Genomic DNA, 17,207 nt, shown 5'->3' with positions numbered 1-17,207 from the left:
CGTCCGGGAGAAAAAATTCATGAGCAAGCGTACCGTTCATTTCAAGATCTACCGCTACGATCCGGACAAGGACGAGAAGCCCTACATGCAGGACATCTCGGTCGAGCTCGAGCCGTCCGACAAGAAGCTGCTCGACGCGCTGGTCCGCCTGCGCGCCAAGGATGACTCGATGTCCTTCCGTCGTTCCTGCCGCGAGGGCGTGTGCGGTTCCGACGCGATGAACATCAACGGCAAGAACGGCCTGGCCTGCCTGACCGACGTTGACAGCCTGCAGCAGCCGATCACGCTGCGTCCGCTGCCTGGCCTGCCGGTCATCCGCGACCTGATCGTGGACATGACCCAGTTCTTCAAGCAGTACCACTCGATCAAGCCCTACCTGGTGAACAACGATCCTCCTCCCGAGCGCGAGCGCCTGCAGTCGCCGGAGGATCGCGAGGAGCTCAACGGGCTCTACGAGTGCATCCTGTGCGCATGCTGCTCCACGTCCTGCCAGTCGTTCTGGTGGAACCCCGACAAGTTCGTCGGCCCCGCCGGCCTGCTTGCGGCCTACCGCTTCCTCGCCGACACCCGCGACCAGGACACCGGTGCGCGCCTCGACAACCTCGAGGATCCGTATCGCCTGTTCCGCTGCCACTCCATCATGAACTGCGTCGATGTCTGTCCGAAGGGTCTCAACCCGACCCGCGCGATCGGCAAGATCAAGGACATGATGGTCCGCCGTGCGATCTAAGGGCGGGCTCAGTCGATGACCATCAACAGGGGGCGCGTGCGCTGGCAGTGCCGGAGGGCGCTGCTCGAGCTCGACCTGGTGTTCACGCGCTTTCTAGAGCGGCATTTCGATCGTCTCACCGACGATCAGCTGGCGGATCTGGACGACCTGCTGCGCTGCGACGACTATGACATCTGGGCGTGGGTCAATGGCAGCAAGGCATGCGAGAACGACCGCTGGAAGGAGATGATCGGACTGCTGCGTCAGGGCTGACGCAGCAGTATCGGTCCTACAAGAGACCAAAGGCAGTTAAACCGGCAAGTAGAAGGGACGATCTATGAGCACTGAACGCACTGCAACCCTTACCGTCGATGGCAAGACCGTCGAATTCCCGGTCATGACCGGCACCCACGGCCAGGACGTCATCGACATCCGTACCCTGGGCGGCAAGACCGGCCTCTTCACCTACGACTCCGGCTTCCTGTCGACTGCGAGTTGCAAGTCGAAGATCACCTTCATCGACGGTGACAAGGGTGAGCTGCTGTACCGCGGCTACCCGATCGAACAACTCGCCGAGAAGTGCAACTTCCTGGAGGTCGCCTACCTCCTGAAGAACGGTGACCTCCCGAACGCTTCGCAGAAGACCACGTTCGAGAACACCATCAAGAACCACACGATGCTGCACGACCAGATGACGAAGTTCTACTCTGGCTTCCGTCGCGATGCGCATCCGATGGCGGTCATGGTCGGTGTGGTCGGCGCGCTTTCCGCCTTCTACCACGACGCGATGGACTTCTCCGACGCCGAGCACCGCAGCGTGTCGATCAACCGCCTGATCGCCAAGCTGCCGACGATCGTCGCGATGGCCTACAAGTACAACAAGGGCGAGCCCTTCATGTACCCGCGCAACGACCTCGACTACACCGCGAACTTCATGCACATGATGTTCGGCACCCCGTGCGAGAAGTACGAGCCGAACCCGGTGCTGGTGCGTGCGCTCGACGTGATCTTCACGCTGCACGCGGACCACGAGCAGAACGCCTCGACCTCGACCGTCCGCCTCGCCGGCTCCTCGGGTGCGAACCCCTTCGCCTGCATCTCGGCGGGCATCGCCTGCCTGTGGGGCCCGGCGCACGGCGGCGCGAACGAAGCCTGCCTGAACATGCTGGAAGAGATCGGGGATGTGTCTCGCGTGGGCGAGTACATCGCGCGTGCCAAGGACAAGAACGACAGCTTCAAGCTGATGGGCTTCGGTCACCGTGTCTACAAGAATTTCGACCCGCGCGCGAAGCTGATGCAGAAGGTCTGCAACGAAGTGCTGACCGAACTCGGCCTCGAGAACGACCGACTCTTCAAGCTGGCGATGGAGCTCGAGAGGATCGCGCTGGAAGACCCGTACTTCGTGGAGAAGAAGCTCTACCCGAACGTCGACTTCTACTCGGGCATCGTGCAGAAGGCGCTCGGCATCCCGACCTCGATGTTTACCTGCATCTTCGCGCTCGCCCGCACCGTGGGCTGGATCACGCAGTGGGAAGAGATGATCACCGATCCGGAGTACAAGATCGGCCGTCCGCGCCAGCTCTACGTCGGCACCGCGCGTCGTGACGTGCCGGCGCTCGCGCAGCGTCCGTAAGAGACGATGAAGAGGGGTTGCAGGATCCGCCGCGACTGACGGTGACGGGGTGGTTGCGCGTGCGCGGCCATCCCGTTTTTCCATCGGCATCGACGCGTCGGCTGCACTCCCGCACCCGAAAACAGGGCAACAGAACACCACAGGTGCTTATCCCATGATGAAGCAACTCGAACAGACTTCGCACTTGTTCGGCTCGAACGCGCCGTTCATCGAAGAGCAGTACGAAAACTACCTCGCCGATCCGGCCTCGGTGTCCGCCGAGTGGCGCGAATATTTCGACAAGCTGCAGGTTCAGGTCGGCGCTGCCGCGCGCGACGTGCCGCATGGTCCGGTCATTGCCGCCTTCGAGCAGATGGCCAAGCGCGGCCCGGTGCGCACCATCGTCACCGCCGGCGAGGACAAGCAGCAGGTCTCCGTGCTGCAACTGATCAACGCCTACCGCTTCCTCGGCAACCGCTGGGCCAACCTCGATCCGCTCAAGCGCACCGAGCGCCCGCAGATCGCCGAGCTCGAGCCGTCCTATTACGGCTTCACCGAAGCCGATCTCTCCAAGAGCTTCAACGTCGGCTCCTTCCACGGCTTCAGCACCGAGCGCGCCACCCTGCGCGAGATCCTCGAGGCGCTGCGCCAGACCTACTGCGGCTCGATCGGCGCCGAGTACATGTACATGACCGACATCGGTCAGAAGCGCTGGATCCAAAGCCGCCTCGAGAGCCTGCGCGGTACGCCGAAGTTCTCGGCGGAGATGAAGAAGCGCATCCTCGAGCGCACCACCGCGGCCGAGACCCTGGAGCGCTATCTGCACACCCGCTACGTCGGCCAGAAGCGCTTCTCGCTCGAAGGCGGCGAGTCGGCCATCGTCGCGATGGACGAACTGATCCGCGTCGCCGGCAGCCTGGGTGTGCAGGAAAGCGTGATCGGCATGGCCCACCGCGGCCGCCTCAACGTGCTCGTCAACACCCTGGGCAAGTCGCCCTCGATGCTGTTCTCGGAGTTCGAGGGCAAGGCCGCGGCCGACCTCACCGCCGGCGACGTGAAGTACCACATGGGCTTCTCGAGCGACGTGATGACCCCGGGCGGCCCGATGCACCTGACGCTCGCGTTCAACCCCTCGCACCTCGAGATCATCAACCCGGTGGTCGAGGGCTCGGTGTATGCCCGCCAGGTCCGTCGCGGCGACGCCGACAAGAAGCAGGTGCTGCCGGTGCTGATCCACGGCGACGCCGCCGTGGCCGGCCAGGGCGTTAACCAGGAAATGCTCAACTTCTCGCAGACTCGCGGCTACGGCACGGGCGGCACGGTGCACCTGGTCGTCAACAACCAGATCGGCTTCACCACCTCCGACCCGCGCGACTACCGTTCCTCGCTTTACTGCACCGACATCTTCAAGATGGTCGAGGCGCCGATCTTCCACGTCAATGGCGACGATCCCGAGGCCGTGGCCCTGGTCACCGCGCTGGCGGTCGAATTCCGCCAGGAGTTCAAGAAGGACGTCGTGGTCGACATCATCTGCTTCCGCAAGCTCGGCCACAACGAGCAGGACGAGCCGATGGTGACGCAGCCGCTGATGTACCGCACCATCCAGAAGCACCCCGGCACCCGCAAGCTCTACGCCGAGCGCCTGGTCGCCGAGGGCACCCTGAAGGCCGAGGAGCCCGACCAGATGATCGCCGAGTACCGCGAGCATCTCGACAAGGGCCAGCTGCTCTACAACCCGGTGCTCTCCGGCCACAACCGCCAGTTCGCCGCGGACTGGACGCCCTACATCAAGCAGCCCTACACCGACGAGTGCGACACCACGGTGCCGGTGCAGGAGATCAAGCGCCTGTCCGAGCGCCTGAGTACCATCCCGGCGAACTTCACGCTGCACTCGCGCGTCAAGAAGATCATCGACGACCGCGCCGCGATGGGGCGTGGCGAAGCGCCCTTCGACTGGGGCATGGGCGAGAACCTGGCCTACGCCAGCCTGCTGGCGCAGGGTTACGGCGTGCGCCTCTCCGGCGAGGACGTCGGCCGCGGCACCTTCTTCCATCGCCACGCCGTGCTGCACGACCAGAAGCGCGAGCGCTGGGACGAAGGCATCTACAAGCCGCTCGACCACATCCAGGACGGCCAGGCCCGCTTCCAGAGCTACGACTCGGTGTTGTCGGAGGAGGGCGTGCTCGCCTTCGAATACGGCTACGCCACCACCGAGCCCAACGAGCTCGTCATCTGGGAAGCCCAGTTCGGCGACTTCGTGAACGGCGCCCAGGTCGTGCTCGACCAGTTCATCAGCTCGGGCGAGGCCAAGTGGGGTCGCCTGTGCGGTCTCACGCTGATGCTGCCGCACGGCTACGAGGGCCAGGGCCCCGAGCACTCGTCCGCCCGTCTCGAGCGCTACATGAACAACGCTGCCGAGCACAACTGGCAGATCTGCGTGCCGACCACCCCGGCGCAGATCTTCCACCTGCTGCGCCGCCAGGCGATCCGCAAGGTGCGCAAGCCGCTGATCATCATCACGCCGAAGTCGCTGCTGCGTCACAAGGAGGCGATTTCCTCGATCGAGGAACTGGCCAACGGCAGCTTCCAGACGGTGATCCCCGAGGTCGAGAAGCTCGACGCCAAGAAGGTCAAGCGCGTGGTTCTGTGCCAGGGCAAGATCTATTACGAGCTCCTCGCCCATCGCCGCGAGAACAAGATCACCGACACCGCGCTGGTCCGCATCGAGCAGCTCTATCCGTTCCCGACCGAGGCCTTCGCCAAGGCGATCGAGCAGTTCCCGAACGCCAAGGAGATCGTCTGGGCCCAGGAAGAGCCGCGCAACCAGGGCGCGTGGTACTGGCTCGCCTCGCGCCAGCACCTGGTCAACGTGCTCGGCACCAAGCGCCGTCTGCTGCTGGTGAGCCGCCCGGCCGCCGCCTCGCCCGCGGTCGGCTACTACGCCAAGCACAACGCGCAACAAAAGGCGGTCCTCGAAAACGCCTTCGGTCCGATCCAGGACACCACGCCGCAGTCCCCGCACTGAAAAATACCTAGGGAGAGAAATCCATGCTGATCGAAGTCAAAGTACCGCAGCTGTCCGAGTCGGTTTCCGAAGCCACGCTGGTCACCTGGCACAAGAAGGAAGGCGACGCGGTCGCGCGCGACGAGAACCTGATCGACATCGAGACCGACAAGGTCGTGCTCGAGACCCCGGCCCCGGCCGACGGTGTTCTGGTGAAGATCATCAAGCAGGGTGGCGACACCGTGACCTCGGGTGAGCTGATCGCCCAGATCGACACCGAAGCCAAGGCCGCCGCCGCCGCCGCGGCTCCGGCCGCAGCCCCGGCTGCGGCCGCACCCGCCGCCGCTGCGGCGGCGTCCGGTGCCGCCGGCGCCGCCAGCCCGGCCGCGCGCAAGATCCTCGACGAGAAGGGCATCGCCGCCGGCGACGTCGCCGGCTCCGGCCGTGGCGGTCGCGTGACCAAGGAAGATGCCGTCGCCGCCCAGCCCAAGGCCGCCGCAGCCGCGGCGTCGGCCGCGGTGCAGCTCACCGGCGACCGTCCTGAAGAGCGCGTGCCGATGACCCGCCTGCGTGCCCGCATCGCCGAGCGCCTGATCCAGTCGAAGAACGAGAACGCCATCCTGACCACGTTCAACGAGGTCAACATGGCGCCCGTCATGGCCCTGCGCAAGCAGTACGGCGACAAGTTCGAGAAGGCGCACGGTGTCCGTCTCGGTTTCATGGGCTTCTTCGTCAAGGCGGCCGTGGCCGCGCTGAAGAAGTTCCCGATCCTGAACGCCTCGGTCGATGGCAACGACATCGTCTACCACGGCTACATCGACATCGGCATCGCGGTCGGCTCGCCGCGCGGCCTGGTGGTGCCGATCCTGCGCAACGCCGAGACCATGTCGATTGCCGAGATCGAACTGAAGATCGCCGAGTTCGGCCAGAAGGCCAAGGACGGCAAGCTCTCGCTCGACGACCTCTCCGGCGGCACCTTCTCGATCTCCAACGGCGGCGTGTTCGGCTCGATGATGTCGACCCCGATCATCAACCCGCCGCAGTCGGCCATCCTCGGCATCCACGCCACCAAGGATCGTGCCGTGGTCGAGAACGGCCAGGTCGTGGTTCGTCCGATCAACTATCTGGCCATGTCCTACGACCACCGCATCATCGACGGTCGCGAGGCGGTGCTCGGCCTGGTGACGATGAAGGAAGCGCTGGAAGATCCGGCTCGCCTGATCCTGGATGTGTGAGCGGACGTAAGGTGCGAGGCGCGAGGCGCAAGGAGCGGTGAGCGCTCCATGCCTCGCGGTTCGCCTTGCCTGGGCGCCCGCAGGGCGCCTGTTCGCACCCGACTCCTGACTCTCAACTCCTCACGGGTAACCCAATGTCCAAAGAATTCGACGTCCTCGTCATCGGCGGCGGCCCCGGCGGCTACGTCGCCGCGATCCGTGCCGCGCAGCTCGGCTTCAAGACCGCCTGCTGCGAATCCAATCCCTACGCCGACCCGAAGGGCGAGCCGCGCCTCGGCGGCACCTGCCTGAACGTCGGCTGCATTCCCTCCAAGGCGCTGCTGCACACCTCGCACCTGTTCGAGGAAGCCGGCCACGCCTTCGAAGGCCAGGGCATCAGCGTCGGCACGCCCAAGATCGACGTGCCCAAGATGATCGCCCGCAAGTCGGGCATCGTCGACCAGCTCACCGGCGGCATCAAGGGCCTGTTCAAGAAGAACAAGGTCACCCTGCTCAACGGCCACGGCGCCTTCGTCGGCAAGGCCGACGCCGGCTGGCAGGTCCAGGTCGGCGAAGAGCTCGTCACCGCCAAGCAGGTCATCGTCGCCACCGGCTCGGCCCCGCGCCACCTGCCGGGCGTGCCGGTCGACAACAAGATCGTCTGCGACAACGTCGGCGCGCTCGACCTCGACGCGGTGCCGAAGAAGCTTGCCGTCATCGGCGCCGGCGTCATCGGCCTCGAGATGGGCTCGGTGTGGCGTCGCCTCGGTGCCGAGGTCACGGTGCTCGAAGCCATGCCCGAGTTCCTCTCGCTCGCCGACCAGGACGTGGCCAAGGAAGCGCTGAAGGTCTTCACCAAGCAGGGCCTCAAGTTCAACCTCGGCGTCACCATCGGTGAGGTCAAGGTGGGCAAGAAGGGCGTCAGCATCGCCTACAGGGACAAGGACGGCGCCGAGCAGAAGCTCGAAGCCGACCGCCTGATCGTCTCCGTCGGCCGCGTGCCCAACACCCAGGGCCTCAACGCCGAAGCCGTCGGGCTCAAGCTCAACGAGCGCGGCCAGATCGAGGTGGACGACCACTGCAAGACCAACCTGCCCGGCGTGTGGGCGGTGGGCGACGTGGTGCGCGGCCCGATGCTCGCGCACAAGGCGATGGAAGAGGCGGTCATGGTCGCCGAGCTGATGGCGGGCCAGGCCGGCCACTGCAACTTCGACACCGTGCCCTGGGTGCTGTACACCAGCCCCGAGATCGCCTGGGTCGGCAAGACCGAGCAGCAGTTGAAGGCCGCCGGCGTGGCCTACAAGGTCGGCAAGATCCCCTTCCTGGCCAACGGCCGCGCGCTCGGCATGGGCGACTCCACCGGCTTCGTCAAGATGCTGGCCGACGCCACTACCGACCGCATCCTCGGCGTGCACATCATCGGCGCCAACGCCTCGGAGCTGATCTCCGAAGCCGTGGTGGCGATGGAGTTCGCCGGCTGCTCGGAAGACCTGGCGCGCATCTGCCACGCCCACCCGACCCTGTCGGAGGTGGTGCACGAGGCCGCGCTCGCCTGCGACAAGCGTCCGCTGCACTTCTGAGCGAGGCGTGAGCTGTGAGGGGTGAGGTGCGGGGGCTTCCCTGCGCCCACCCCTTTTTGCGTTAACCTGCAGTCCTCCGATCAACGCTCCTGACCGATTTCCTATGCCTCACCGCATCCTGAACGTTCCCCAGCACGGGATGATCGACGCCTACGAAGCCCTGCTGAAGACGCGCGGCTACCAGTCCGATCCCGCCCAGCGCGCCGCAGCACAGCGCCTGCAGGGCCTGTACACCGAGCTCGTCGGCTTCAAGGCGGCGCGCCAGGGCAGCCGCATCAAGCAGTTCCTGAACAAGCCCAAGATGCCGCGCAGCGTCTACTTCTGGGGTGGCGTGGGGCGCGGCAAGAGCTTCCTGATGGACTGCTTCTACGACTCGGTGCCGTATCGCCGCAAGCGCCGGGTGCACTTCCACGCCTTCATGCAGGAGGTGCAGAACGACCTGCGCAAGTTCAACAACGCACCCGATCCGCTGCAGAAGGTCGCTGACCGCATCTCCGAGCACACCCGGCTGCTGTGCTTCGACGAGTTCCATGTCTCCGACATCGCCGACGCGATGATCCTGGGGCGGCTCCTCGACGCGCTCTTCGACCGCGGCGTGATCTTCGTGATGACCTCGAACTATCCACCCGACGGCCTCTATCCCAACGGCCTGATGCGCATCAACTTCCTGCCCACGATCGAGAAGATCAAGCAGCGCTTCGACGTCATCGAGGTGGATCACGGCACCGACTATCGCCTGCGCACGCTCGAGAAGATGGAGATCTACCTCGTGCCGCACGACGACGCGGCCAAGCGCAAGATGGCCGAGGACTTCCGCCGCCTCGCCGCGAGCGAGGGCCGCGGCGGCAGCGTCGAGATCCTCGGGCGCAACATCGACGTGGTGCGCCAGGCCCCGGGGGTGATCTGGTTCGACTTCGCCAGCCTGTGCGGCGGCCCGCGCTCGCAGAACGACTACCTCGAGATCGCGCGCGAGCACCACACGGTGATCCTGTCGAACGTGCCCAAGATGCTGGTCGGCAACGCCTCCGAGGCACGCCGCTTCACCTGGCTGATCGACGTGCTCTACGACCACCGCGTCAAGCTCATCATGAGCGCGGCCGTCGAGGCGCACGACCTCTACACCGAGGGCCACAACGCCCACGAGTTCGTGCGCACGGTGAGCCGCCTGATCGAGATGCGCACCCGCGACTACCTCGCCGAGCCGCACCGCACCGAATAGTAGGGGCGCGGCGCCCGTCCGCCGCGATGGGCGTCGCTTGGGCGCGCGTCCGGCCCTTGGACAACCAGGGCGGCGCGGGCGTGTCCCCCGAGCGCTCGCGCCGCCCTGTTCGTCCCGCCGTGGGATCAGGAGCCGACCACGCCCCCGTCATCCTTCGTGATCACGACGGTCGCCGAGCGTGGGCGACCGCCGCCGGCCTCGGGCCACTGACTGAACGCGAGCGGGTTCTGCGCAAGATACTCGTCCATCGACAGGCTCCCGCGCATGCTCGCGTCCGGTGCGCGCGGATGCGAACCGGCCTCGCCGGGATGTTGCACGTTGATGAACATGGTCCGGTAGTCGGGGGAGAATGCAAGGCCGGTGATCTCGCAGCCCGAAGGTCCGACCAGGAAGCGGCGGATCTCCTTGCTCTCGGGGTCGGCAACCAGCATCTGGTTGTTGCCCTGGCCCGCGTAGTCGCCGCTATTCGAGAAGTTTCCGTCGGTCTGGATCCACAGCCGGCCCGCGCCGTCGAAGCCGATGCCGTCGGGGCTGTTGAAGGTGTTGTCGGCGGATACGTTCGCGGAACCGGAGCGCAGGTCCTGGCGGTCGGGGTAAGCCACCGGGTTGCCTGCGAGCACGAAGAGATCCCACTCGAAAGTCATCGCGGCGGCGTCGTCGCCGGCCTCGCGCCAGCGCACGATCTGTCCGTAGCGGTTCTGTGCGCGCGGGTTCGCCTCGTCCGTCGTGGTCCTGCCGGAGTTGTTGGTCAGGGCACAATAGACCTCGCCGGTTTGCGGATGCGTGGTGATCCACTCCGGGCGATCCATCTTCGTCGCACCGACGGCGTCGGCGGCGAGGCGGGCGTGGATCAGGACTTCGGCCTGGGTGGCGAAGCGGGCGTCTGCCGCCAGCGTGGGGTTGGCCGCCTTGTCGAGCAGCAGCCATTCCCCCACACCCATGAAGTCGCCGCTGGCCGCGCCGGCGTCGAATTTGGCCACATACAGCTTGCCAGCGTCGAGCAGGTTGCCGTTTGCAAGCCCACGGCTTGCGTCGAAAACGCCATCGGACACGAACTTGTAGATGTAATCGTTGGCCTGGTCGTCGCCCATGTAGACGACCACGCGCTTGTCTGCGGCGAGCCTCATCTCGGCGTTTTCATGCTTGAAGCGGCCGAGCGCGGTGCGCTTCTTCGGCGTGGAGCCGGGCTCGAAGGGATTGATCTCGACGACCCAGCCGAAGCGGTTGGCCTCGTTGGGTTCCTTGGCGTAGTCGAAGCGGTCCTCATGCTCGTGCCAGCGGTAGCCGGAACCGCCGGCGCTGATGCCGTAGCGGACGAAGGCCGCGCTGCGCGTCGGTGCCGGGCTCGCTGCGGTGGCGAAATAGCCGTTGAAGTTCTCTTCGCAGGTCAGGTAGGTGTTCCACAGCGTCTTGCCGTTGGCGCAGTTGTTCAGCGTTCCCAAGACGTTGAGGCCACTGGGGTCCGCCGTGGTGCGCAGGAGGGCGTCGCCGGCGGCGGGGCCGGTCAGCGTCATCGGCGTCTTGCCGGTGATCCGGCGGTTGTACGGCGAGCCGATGTGGACTTCCCAGCGCCCCGCGCCGTTCTTCTTGACGTGGAGGACCGAGACCCCATGCGCGTTGAGCGCCTTGGAGACCTTGTCCGCCGTCCACGGCGTCATGAATTCGGCGCCGAACAGATACTCGTAGTTGCAGTACTCGTGGTTCATCACCAGGAGGCCTTCGTTCGATCCGTCGATCGGGAAGTAGCTCATCCCGTCGTGGTTGTCGCCGACCTGGCGAGCCTGCTCTTCACCGGTGTTGGTGCCGTCCGCTCGCCATGCGGGGGAGTCGCTGAACAGCGGCGATCCCCAGGGAGTGAAGATCTGCGCCGAATAGCCCGCGGGGACGACGATCGCATCGCCGCTCGATGTGGCGACGGCGGCGAAGCCGAGGAGCGGCCCCGCGGCAGGTGCAGGCGCAGGGGGCGTCCCGGCGGTCGGGGTGCCGGCCACGGGCGTGTCGTCGTCCGAGGTACAGGCAGCGAGCGAGCCCGACAGGAAGGTGACGGCCGAGAGGCCCAGGCCGCTCTTCAGGAAGCCGCGGCGGCTGACCGCACGCTCCACGACGGACTGGAAGTGCTCGTTGGACGAGAGGTTGGTCGGAAGGTCGTCGAGCGTATCGGGCTTCTTCATTGCTTCATCACTCCGGATGCAGGGTCGGAAAAGCCACGAGTTTTCCTGCGCCGGATTACGCGGGCGTGAAGGGTTTCTTACGCTTCGACGAGGGCGATCCCGCGCACGCGGCGGAGTGCGGCGGGGGGTGATTCAGAAACGGATCCGCATGCGCTCGCCATCGCGTGTCGGGCGTAGCTCCGCGAGCATGCCTTCCAGGCGGCCAAGCAGCCGGGGATCGCCGCCGACATCGAGATCGACGCGCGGGCGCTGCCCGCCCGAGAGTTCCACCTTGCCATTCACGGCGAGCGCGCGCCCGCGCAGGGCGCTGATCTCCAGCGTCGTCACCGGCGCTGCGATCGCGGCGACGATGCGATGGTCGCCGAGCGCCTGGCCGGGCAGGATGTCCACGCCGCCGGCGCGCCACTCCGCCTGCAGCGTGCCCGCGCAGCGTCCGCCCCAGCCGCAGGCGAGCGCGGGAACGTTCAGCTCGAGGACGCCGCGCCAACCGGCGCGCGCGATCGCATGGGGAACTGCGGCGAACGCGGTGGCGGGCGGCAGCTGCACCGCGAGGCGCTGCAGGGCGACGCCGCCAGGATCGATCTCCAGCGTGGCGGGGGCGCCGCCGTCGATGGTCAGCTGCCAGCGTAGCCGCGCACCCGCCAGCGCGGAGGGCTCGAACGCCCAGCGCAGGCGGGTGATCGGGCTCAGCGATGCGCTGCTGTCCGCGCTTGCGAGACGTCCCTGGCCGTTCCACAGCGTGCCCTCGGCCAGCACCAGGCGGAAGCGCCCTGCGCTGGCATGATCGAGCGCTGCGTCGAGCAGCCGCGCGGGCGCGCTTGCGACGAGCAGTGCCACCACGCTCGCGGCGAAGATGGCTGCGCCGGTGGCGAACTTCACTGTCCGCCCACCTCGAACATGGCGTCGAAGCGCGCCAGCCCGTCGGTACCGGCGGCTTGCAACTCCAGTCGCGTCGGACGCAGGCGCTGCTCGGCGTGCAGGGTGGCGAGCCAGTCCACGAGCGCAGGCAGGGTGGTACGGCCGCCGACTTCCACCCGGTCGCCGGCGATCCGCGCCGCGGCCTCGATGCCGCGTGCGCTGGCGGCGGCGCGGATCGAGTCGGGCAGGGCCGCGAGCGGGGGCGCGGTCGGCGTGGGGCGCTCGCGCAGTGCGGCCAGGCCCAGGCTGTCCTGTTCCATGCCGAGGTAGGCCAGGCGCGCCGCCGGCAAGCTGCGTGCGAGCCGTTCACGTTCGGCGGCGAGCTGCTCGGCCGTGGAGATCAGGGCGCCGCTGAGCACGACTGCGACGGCGAGCACGAGCATCCGGCGCTCGCGCGGGGCGCATGCGGCATACCAGGCGCGCAGGCGCGCAATCGGCGAGAGGGCCGGCGATCGGCCGGAAGCGAGGGCGGGGGTCGAAGAGGCGGTCATCGGCGTTCAGGGGCGGGCGGCGAGGAGCAGGCGGCTGCCCTCCGCGCGCGCCGCGAGGCCACGCGCGTCGAGGCGGACGAGGAGGTCGGCGGGCGGCGCACTGGCCAACTCCAGCGTGAGCCGGCCATCCTCGTAGCGCAGTGCTTGCGGTTGCGGCGCGCCGGCTTCGAGCGCGGCGTCGAGCAAGGCCAAGAGGTCGCCGGCGGCGAGCTGCCCATGCACCTGCAGTGCGCGTTCGTGCGCGCGGCGCAGTTGCATGCGCGGTTCGAGCAGGGGCTGGCCGGGCAGGGCCTCGGCGGCCAGGCGCTCGCCGCGTTCGCGCAGCGCGCGCTCCTCGCCGCCATCGATTGCGACCAGTGCCGCCTGCACCAGCAACCACGCGCCTGCCGCGCCCGCGGCGAGCAGCGCCGGCCGGCGCAGCTGCCGCCACCAGCCGTCGCCGCCATGCGCCGGCGCGAACTCGCCGTGCAACAGGTTGGCGGCGTCGTTCGCCAGTCGCCACCAATCCAGCGTCGGACCCTCGCGCAGCTCCACCCCGATGCGCGCCGCAAGCGCAGGGGTCTCGGGGATGGGTGTGCCGGTGGTCGAGCGCACTTCCAGCCGGGTGGGGCGCGCCTCGGCGGGCGTCGCGTCGAGCTGCAGCGCGAGCCATTCTGCGAGCGTGTCCGTGCTGTCGGCGTCGAGCGCCATGCCCGCCTGCAGGCCGGTTCGCAGCACCGCGGTCGCGCCGGGCAGCAGCGCCAGCGTCCACTCGCCGGAGGCGGGCGGGGCGAGCTGCAGCGCGCTGCGTACCGCGTCGAGCGGTCGCCCGAGGGCCTTGCAGGTCGCGACCAGGGTGGCGAGCTCGCTGCGCGCGACAACGAGCACGCCGACGCGCGCGCTTGCCGGGTCGCGGCCGCTGACGGTGAGATGCTGCAGGTCGGGGTCGCGCGCGAGATGGCTCTCGAGCGCGTAGCGGATCAGTTGCGGCTGCTCGCGCTTCGGTGCCGGCGGCAGCTCGAGCTCGAGCCGGATCACGAGGCTGCCGGCGAGGACGAGCTCGTGGCGATCGGCTGCGGGCCAGTGGCGCGGATCGCTGCGCCCGTGGTCGAGCGGCCGGCGTGCGGCGTCGAGCAGCACCCAGTCGGCGACCGGGTCCTGTGGCCAGCGCTCGCCGGCGAGCAGCATCAGGGTGGTGGTCATGGCGTGTGGTACCAGAGGATGGCGGGCCAGTTCGACTCGCGGTCGAGCATGGCCTGCAGGTTCAGTAAGGCGTCGCCGTAGGCGGCGCTGATGGTGACGAGGAAGTAGCGGCTGCGTACGTCGAGCACGCGGCCGGCGGGCAGGGCAGCACCTTCGGGCAGGCGTCCTTCGAGGTCGCCGAGGTTGCGGAACCAGGCACGCTCGCGTGCTGCGACCAGGTTGCGCGCGACGTCCAGGCTCAGGCTGTCGAGCACTGCGGCGAGCACTTCCGCGCTTGCGGTGTTGATGTTGATCGGCGCCCCGGGCGGCGCGGCGACGACGTGGGGCTCGAGCGTGGCGAAGGCCGCGGCGGGAACCAGCCCGAGCAGGACGAGCTCGCGTGTCTCGACCAGCGCGCGTCCGCCACCCGCGTTCGCGTTCGTCTCGCCGCCGCTGCGCTCGTCGGGGGCCGTGCCGGGGGCCGCGGCAGGGGCCGTGCCGAGCTCGGCGGTCCCGCCCTGCAGGTGGGCTGCGAGCGCGCGGGCCGTCGCGTTCGCGCTCGCGTCATCCATCCCCACCAGACCGAGCAGGCGGGTGAAGCGGGCGATCGCCGGCGTGTCGGGGCGGCCGTTGGGCGCGAGGTCGTTGAGGTTGAAGCGCCCGGAGAGGTCGTGGATCGCCCCGCCCACGCTGCCGTCGGCGGTATCGCTGCCGATCGCGGTGACGGGGATCGCGGTGGTCCAGATCTCCCCAAAATGATCGGTGGACGTGCGGCGCGCATCGTCGGCGAGGATGTTGCGCGACCAGTCCACCGCGGCGCGCCCGAGCTGCCAGGCCTGGGCCTGGTCGTGGCGGCCGCCGAGCATGGCCAGGCCGTGGCCGAAATCGGCGAGTGCGGCTGCGGCGAGCATGGCGGCGAAGCTGACCGTCAGCAGCGCGAGCACCACCGCGGCGCCGCGCTGCGCGGCCCGCCTAGCGCAGCGCGAAAACGCGGGTGAGCGGGCCGACATCGGCGAGCTCCAGGGTGAGTTCGACCGCCTCGGGCAGCGGCGTGACGAGCGCGACGCGGCCGCGCCGGCGGCTTCGGCTCTCGGCGATGGGCCACTGCGTGTGCGGCTGGCCGGCCGCGAGCAAGCGCCAGCGCAGGGCATCGACGCCGTCGAGCAGCGGCAGCCGGACCGCCTCGCCGCGCGCCTCGCGGTCGGGCCAGACGAGGGCTTCGAGGCGACCATCCCGATGGAGGAGTTCGACCCGACCGAAGCCCTGCTCGCCGCCGACCACCGTCCACGCGAGCCGGCTGCGGTGGCCGTCGGGTTCGGCCTCGAGTTCGAGCGCGGGGAGCGCCGCGCCCGTGGCGGCTGCGGTCGCGCCGGTGCCGTCGGCGAGCTCCGGCGGGGCGATCTGCATCAGCTCGCGCTCGATCAGTGCGCTCGCGTGCATCACCGCCTGCCAGCGCGCGAGCTCGGCGCCGATGCGCTCTCGCCCATCCACCAGTTGGCTGGTGGCGCGCCAGGTGAGCACGCCGATCACGCCGAGCAAGGCCATCGCCACCATCAGCTCGATCAGGGTCAGGCCGGCGCCCCGACAGCGCGCGGAGCGGCGACGAGCGGCGAGGGCAGGGGGGGGAGTGCGGTACGGCTGCATCGGCTCGTTCAGCGCAGCGGACGCACGGCGAAGCCGCTCAGGGTGGCGAGGGTGCGCCGGCCGCTCGCGTCGAGCACGCGCACGTCGATACGCCGAAAAAGTGCGTTGGGCGTGCCGCTCACTTTCTCCTCCCAGCGCATCCTCATGCGCGCCTGCTCGGCTTCGCCGCTGTACTCGCCGATCTCCGGCCAGGCCGCAGTGGCACGGAGCATTGCCAGGCGGTTCTGCGCGACCCAGCTCGCCAGGGTGTGCTCGCGCAGGGCTGCGGTGGACTGCGCGGTCGCGCCCATCGCGCGCAATGCCGACACCAGTGCGATTGCCACGATCGCGAGCGCGACCAGGGTCTCGAGCAGCGTGAAGCCGCGCGTGCGTCCGGCGTGGCGAGGGCGGGCCCGACCGCGATTCGGCGCCGGAGTCATCGTGCGGCCTCCACGCCCGGTCGACGCTCCACACGACCGTCGATGCGGCCGGCGATGCGGTAGCGCATGCCCTCTTCGGCCAGTTCCAGCTCGAAGGCCGGCGCGCGCGTGCCGAAGACGATCCTCCGCCCGCCCCCACCTTCCGCGACCGGGGCGGCGAGCGACTCCCCCGCGGGGGTCGCGACCGCGCCGGGGAGCGACGTTGCGCCCGAATCCGCCAGCAGCGCCTGCCGCCCCGCGCGCTGGCCCACGCGCAGGGCGGCCACGCGCAGGCGGCCGGCAAAGGCACGCGGGGCGAACTCCGGCGGTGCCTCCAGTCGCTTCCAGCCGCCGTCGGGCTGGCGCTCACTGAAGCGATAGCCGTCGGGGAGGAAATCCACCGCGAGCGCGCGGCCGCGCAGCTCGGCGCGATAGGCGGCGCCTTCGAGTGCGCGGCGCAGGCGTTCGACCTCGTGCTCGCCGTCGTCGGCCTGGGCGCGGTCGAGCGCGAGCGCGATGCCACCGCCGGCGATGCCGACGATCACCAGCACGACCAGCAGTTCGACGAGGGTGAAGCCGCGCTGCATGGGCTCGCGTTGCCGAAGGGCGGGGCGCTCAGGGCTGCCAGGAGCCGACGTCGGCGTCGAAGCCTTCGCCGCCCGGGCGGCCGTCGGCGCCGTAGCTGAACACATCGACCTCGCCGTGCACGCCCGGCGCCAGGTACTGGTAGGGCTGGCCCCAGGGGTCGGCGGGCAGGCGCTCCACGTAGGCCTTCCAGTTCTCGGGCGCGGGCGCCGCGGTCGGGCGCGCGACCAGCGCGCCCAGGCCCTGCTCGGTGCTCGGGTAGCGTCGGTTGTCGAGCTTGTAGAGCTTGAGCGCCTGCATCAGCGAGGCGATGTCCTGGCGCGCCGCGACCACGCGCGCCTCGTCGGGCCGGCTCATGATGCGCGGCACGACCAGGGCGGCGAGCACGCCGAGGATCACGATCACGACCATCACCTCGATCAGCGTGAAGCCGCGGGCGCGGCGGCGGCCGGGATGGGTGCGGATGGCGGGGCCGGCAGGGCGGGCGAAGCGTTGCAGCAT

General features: G+C 68.7%; 16 protein-coding genes. 7 read left to right on the top strand and 9 right to left on the bottom strand.

Features of this window, described 5'->3' with window-relative positions:
* Positions 1-19: 19 nt before the first annotated feature.
* From TMZ1T_RS12135 to zapE, 7 genes are all read left to right on the top strand, one after another.
* A complete protein-coding gene (locus TMZ1T_RS12135) occupies positions 20-730 on the top strand; it encodes a succinate dehydrogenase iron-sulfur subunit (RefSeq protein WP_012585556.1) in 711 nt (236 codons plus the stop codon).
* Positions 731-745: 15 nt separating this feature from the next.
* Complete coding sequence (locus TMZ1T_RS12130) at positions 746-982, top strand: FAD assembly factor SdhE (protein WP_004303361.1); 237 nt, start codon at positions 746-748, stop codon at positions 980-982.
* 64 nt (positions 983-1,046) lie between these two features.
* The gene (gltA, locus tag TMZ1T_RS12125) at positions 1,047-2,342 is read left to right on the top strand and encodes a citrate synthase (protein ID WP_004303363.1); all 1,296 of its coding nucleotides are present in this window, start codon (positions 1,047-1,049) and stop codon (positions 2,340-2,342) included.
* A gap of 154 nt (positions 2,343-2,496) precedes the next feature.
* Positions 2,497-5,346, top strand: coding sequence for a 2-oxoglutarate dehydrogenase E1 component (locus tag TMZ1T_RS12120; protein ID WP_012585555.1), 2,850 nt, complete (start codon positions 2,497-2,499; stop codon positions 5,344-5,346).
* A 23-nt stretch (positions 5,347-5,369) separates the two neighbouring features.
* On the top strand, positions 5,370-6,560 hold the full coding sequence (gene odhB, locus TMZ1T_RS12115) for a 2-oxoglutarate dehydrogenase complex dihydrolipoyllysine-residue succinyltransferase (protein ID WP_012585554.1): 1,191 nt from the start codon (positions 5,370-5,372) through the stop codon (positions 6,558-6,560).
* A gap of 134 nt (positions 6,561-6,694) precedes the next feature.
* A complete protein-coding gene (gene lpdA, locus TMZ1T_RS12110; RefSeq protein WP_012585553.1) occupies positions 6,695-8,119 on the top strand; it encodes a dihydrolipoyl dehydrogenase in 1,425 nt (474 codons plus the stop codon).
* 103 nt (positions 8,120-8,222) lie between these two features.
* Positions 8,223-9,338 carry a cell division protein ZapE gene (gene zapE / locus TMZ1T_RS12105; RefSeq protein ID WP_004324185.1) on the top strand — a complete coding sequence of 372 codons (1,116 nt, stop codon included), beginning with the start codon at positions 8,223-8,225 and terminating at the stop codon, positions 9,336-9,338.
* A gap of 125 nt (positions 9,339-9,463) precedes the next feature.
* Here zapE and TMZ1T_RS12100 read toward each other — a convergent pair whose 3' ends face one another.
* The 9 genes from TMZ1T_RS12100 to gspG form a co-directional block, all read right to left on the bottom strand.
* The gene (locus TMZ1T_RS12100) at positions 9,464-11,509 is read right to left on the bottom strand and encodes a PhoX family protein (protein ID WP_012585552.1); all 2,046 of its coding nucleotides are present in this window, start codon (positions 11,507-11,509) and stop codon (positions 9,464-9,466) included.
* A 132-nt stretch (positions 11,510-11,641) separates the two neighbouring features.
* A complete protein-coding gene (gene gspN, locus TMZ1T_RS12095; RefSeq protein ID WP_012585551.1) occupies positions 11,642-12,388 on the bottom strand; it encodes a type II secretion system protein N in 747 nt (248 codons plus the stop codon).
* The gene (gspM, locus tag TMZ1T_RS20290; protein ID WP_049766913.1) at positions 12,385-12,918 is read right to left on the bottom strand and encodes a type II secretion system protein GspM; all 534 of its coding nucleotides are present in this window, start codon (positions 12,916-12,918) and stop codon (positions 12,385-12,387) included. Before gspM ends, gspN begins: the two co-directional genes overlap by 4 nt.
* Before the next feature lie 6 nt (positions 12,919-12,924).
* The gene (gspL, locus tag TMZ1T_RS12085; RefSeq protein ID WP_012585549.1) at positions 12,925-14,100 is read right to left on the bottom strand and encodes a type II secretion system protein GspL; all 1,176 of its coding nucleotides are present in this window, start codon (positions 14,098-14,100) and stop codon (positions 12,925-12,927) included.
* A complete protein-coding gene (gene gspK, locus TMZ1T_RS12080) occupies positions 14,097-15,089 on the bottom strand; it encodes a type II secretion system minor pseudopilin GspK (protein ID WP_012585548.1) in 993 nt (330 codons plus the stop codon). Before gspK ends, gspL begins: the two co-directional genes overlap by 4 nt.
* Positions 15,052-15,723, bottom strand: a complete 672-nt coding sequence (locus TMZ1T_RS12075; RefSeq protein ID WP_012585547.1) for a type II secretion system protein GspJ — start codon at positions 15,721-15,723, stop codon at positions 15,052-15,054. Before TMZ1T_RS12075 ends, gspK begins: the two co-directional genes overlap by 38 nt.
* Before the next feature lie 8 nt (positions 15,724-15,731).
* The gene (gene gspI / locus TMZ1T_RS12070; RefSeq protein WP_012585546.1) at positions 15,732-16,142 is read right to left on the bottom strand and encodes a type II secretion system minor pseudopilin GspI; all 411 of its coding nucleotides are present in this window, start codon (positions 16,140-16,142) and stop codon (positions 15,732-15,734) included.
* Entirely contained in the window at positions 16,139-16,708 is a 570-nt protein-coding gene (locus TMZ1T_RS20285) for a prepilin-type N-terminal cleavage/methylation domain-containing protein (protein WP_012585545.1), read from the bottom strand. The genes gspI and TMZ1T_RS20285 overlap by 4 nt, the downstream gene beginning before the upstream one ends.
* 28 nt (positions 16,709-16,736) lie before the next feature.
* Positions 16,737-17,207 (bottom strand): type II secretion system major pseudopilin GspG, encoded by a 471-nt coding sequence (gene gspG, locus TMZ1T_RS12060; RefSeq protein WP_012585544.1) that lies wholly within the window; start codon positions 17,205-17,207, stop codon positions 16,737-16,739.

The sequence above is a fragment of the Thauera aminoaromatica genome (assembly GCF_000021765.1).
GTDB lineage: Bacteria > Pseudomonadota > Gammaproteobacteria > Burkholderiales > Rhodocyclaceae > Thauera > Thauera aminoaromatica.
Note: the sequence above shows the minus strand (reverse complement) of the source record. Positions and strands in the feature narration are given on the sequence as shown.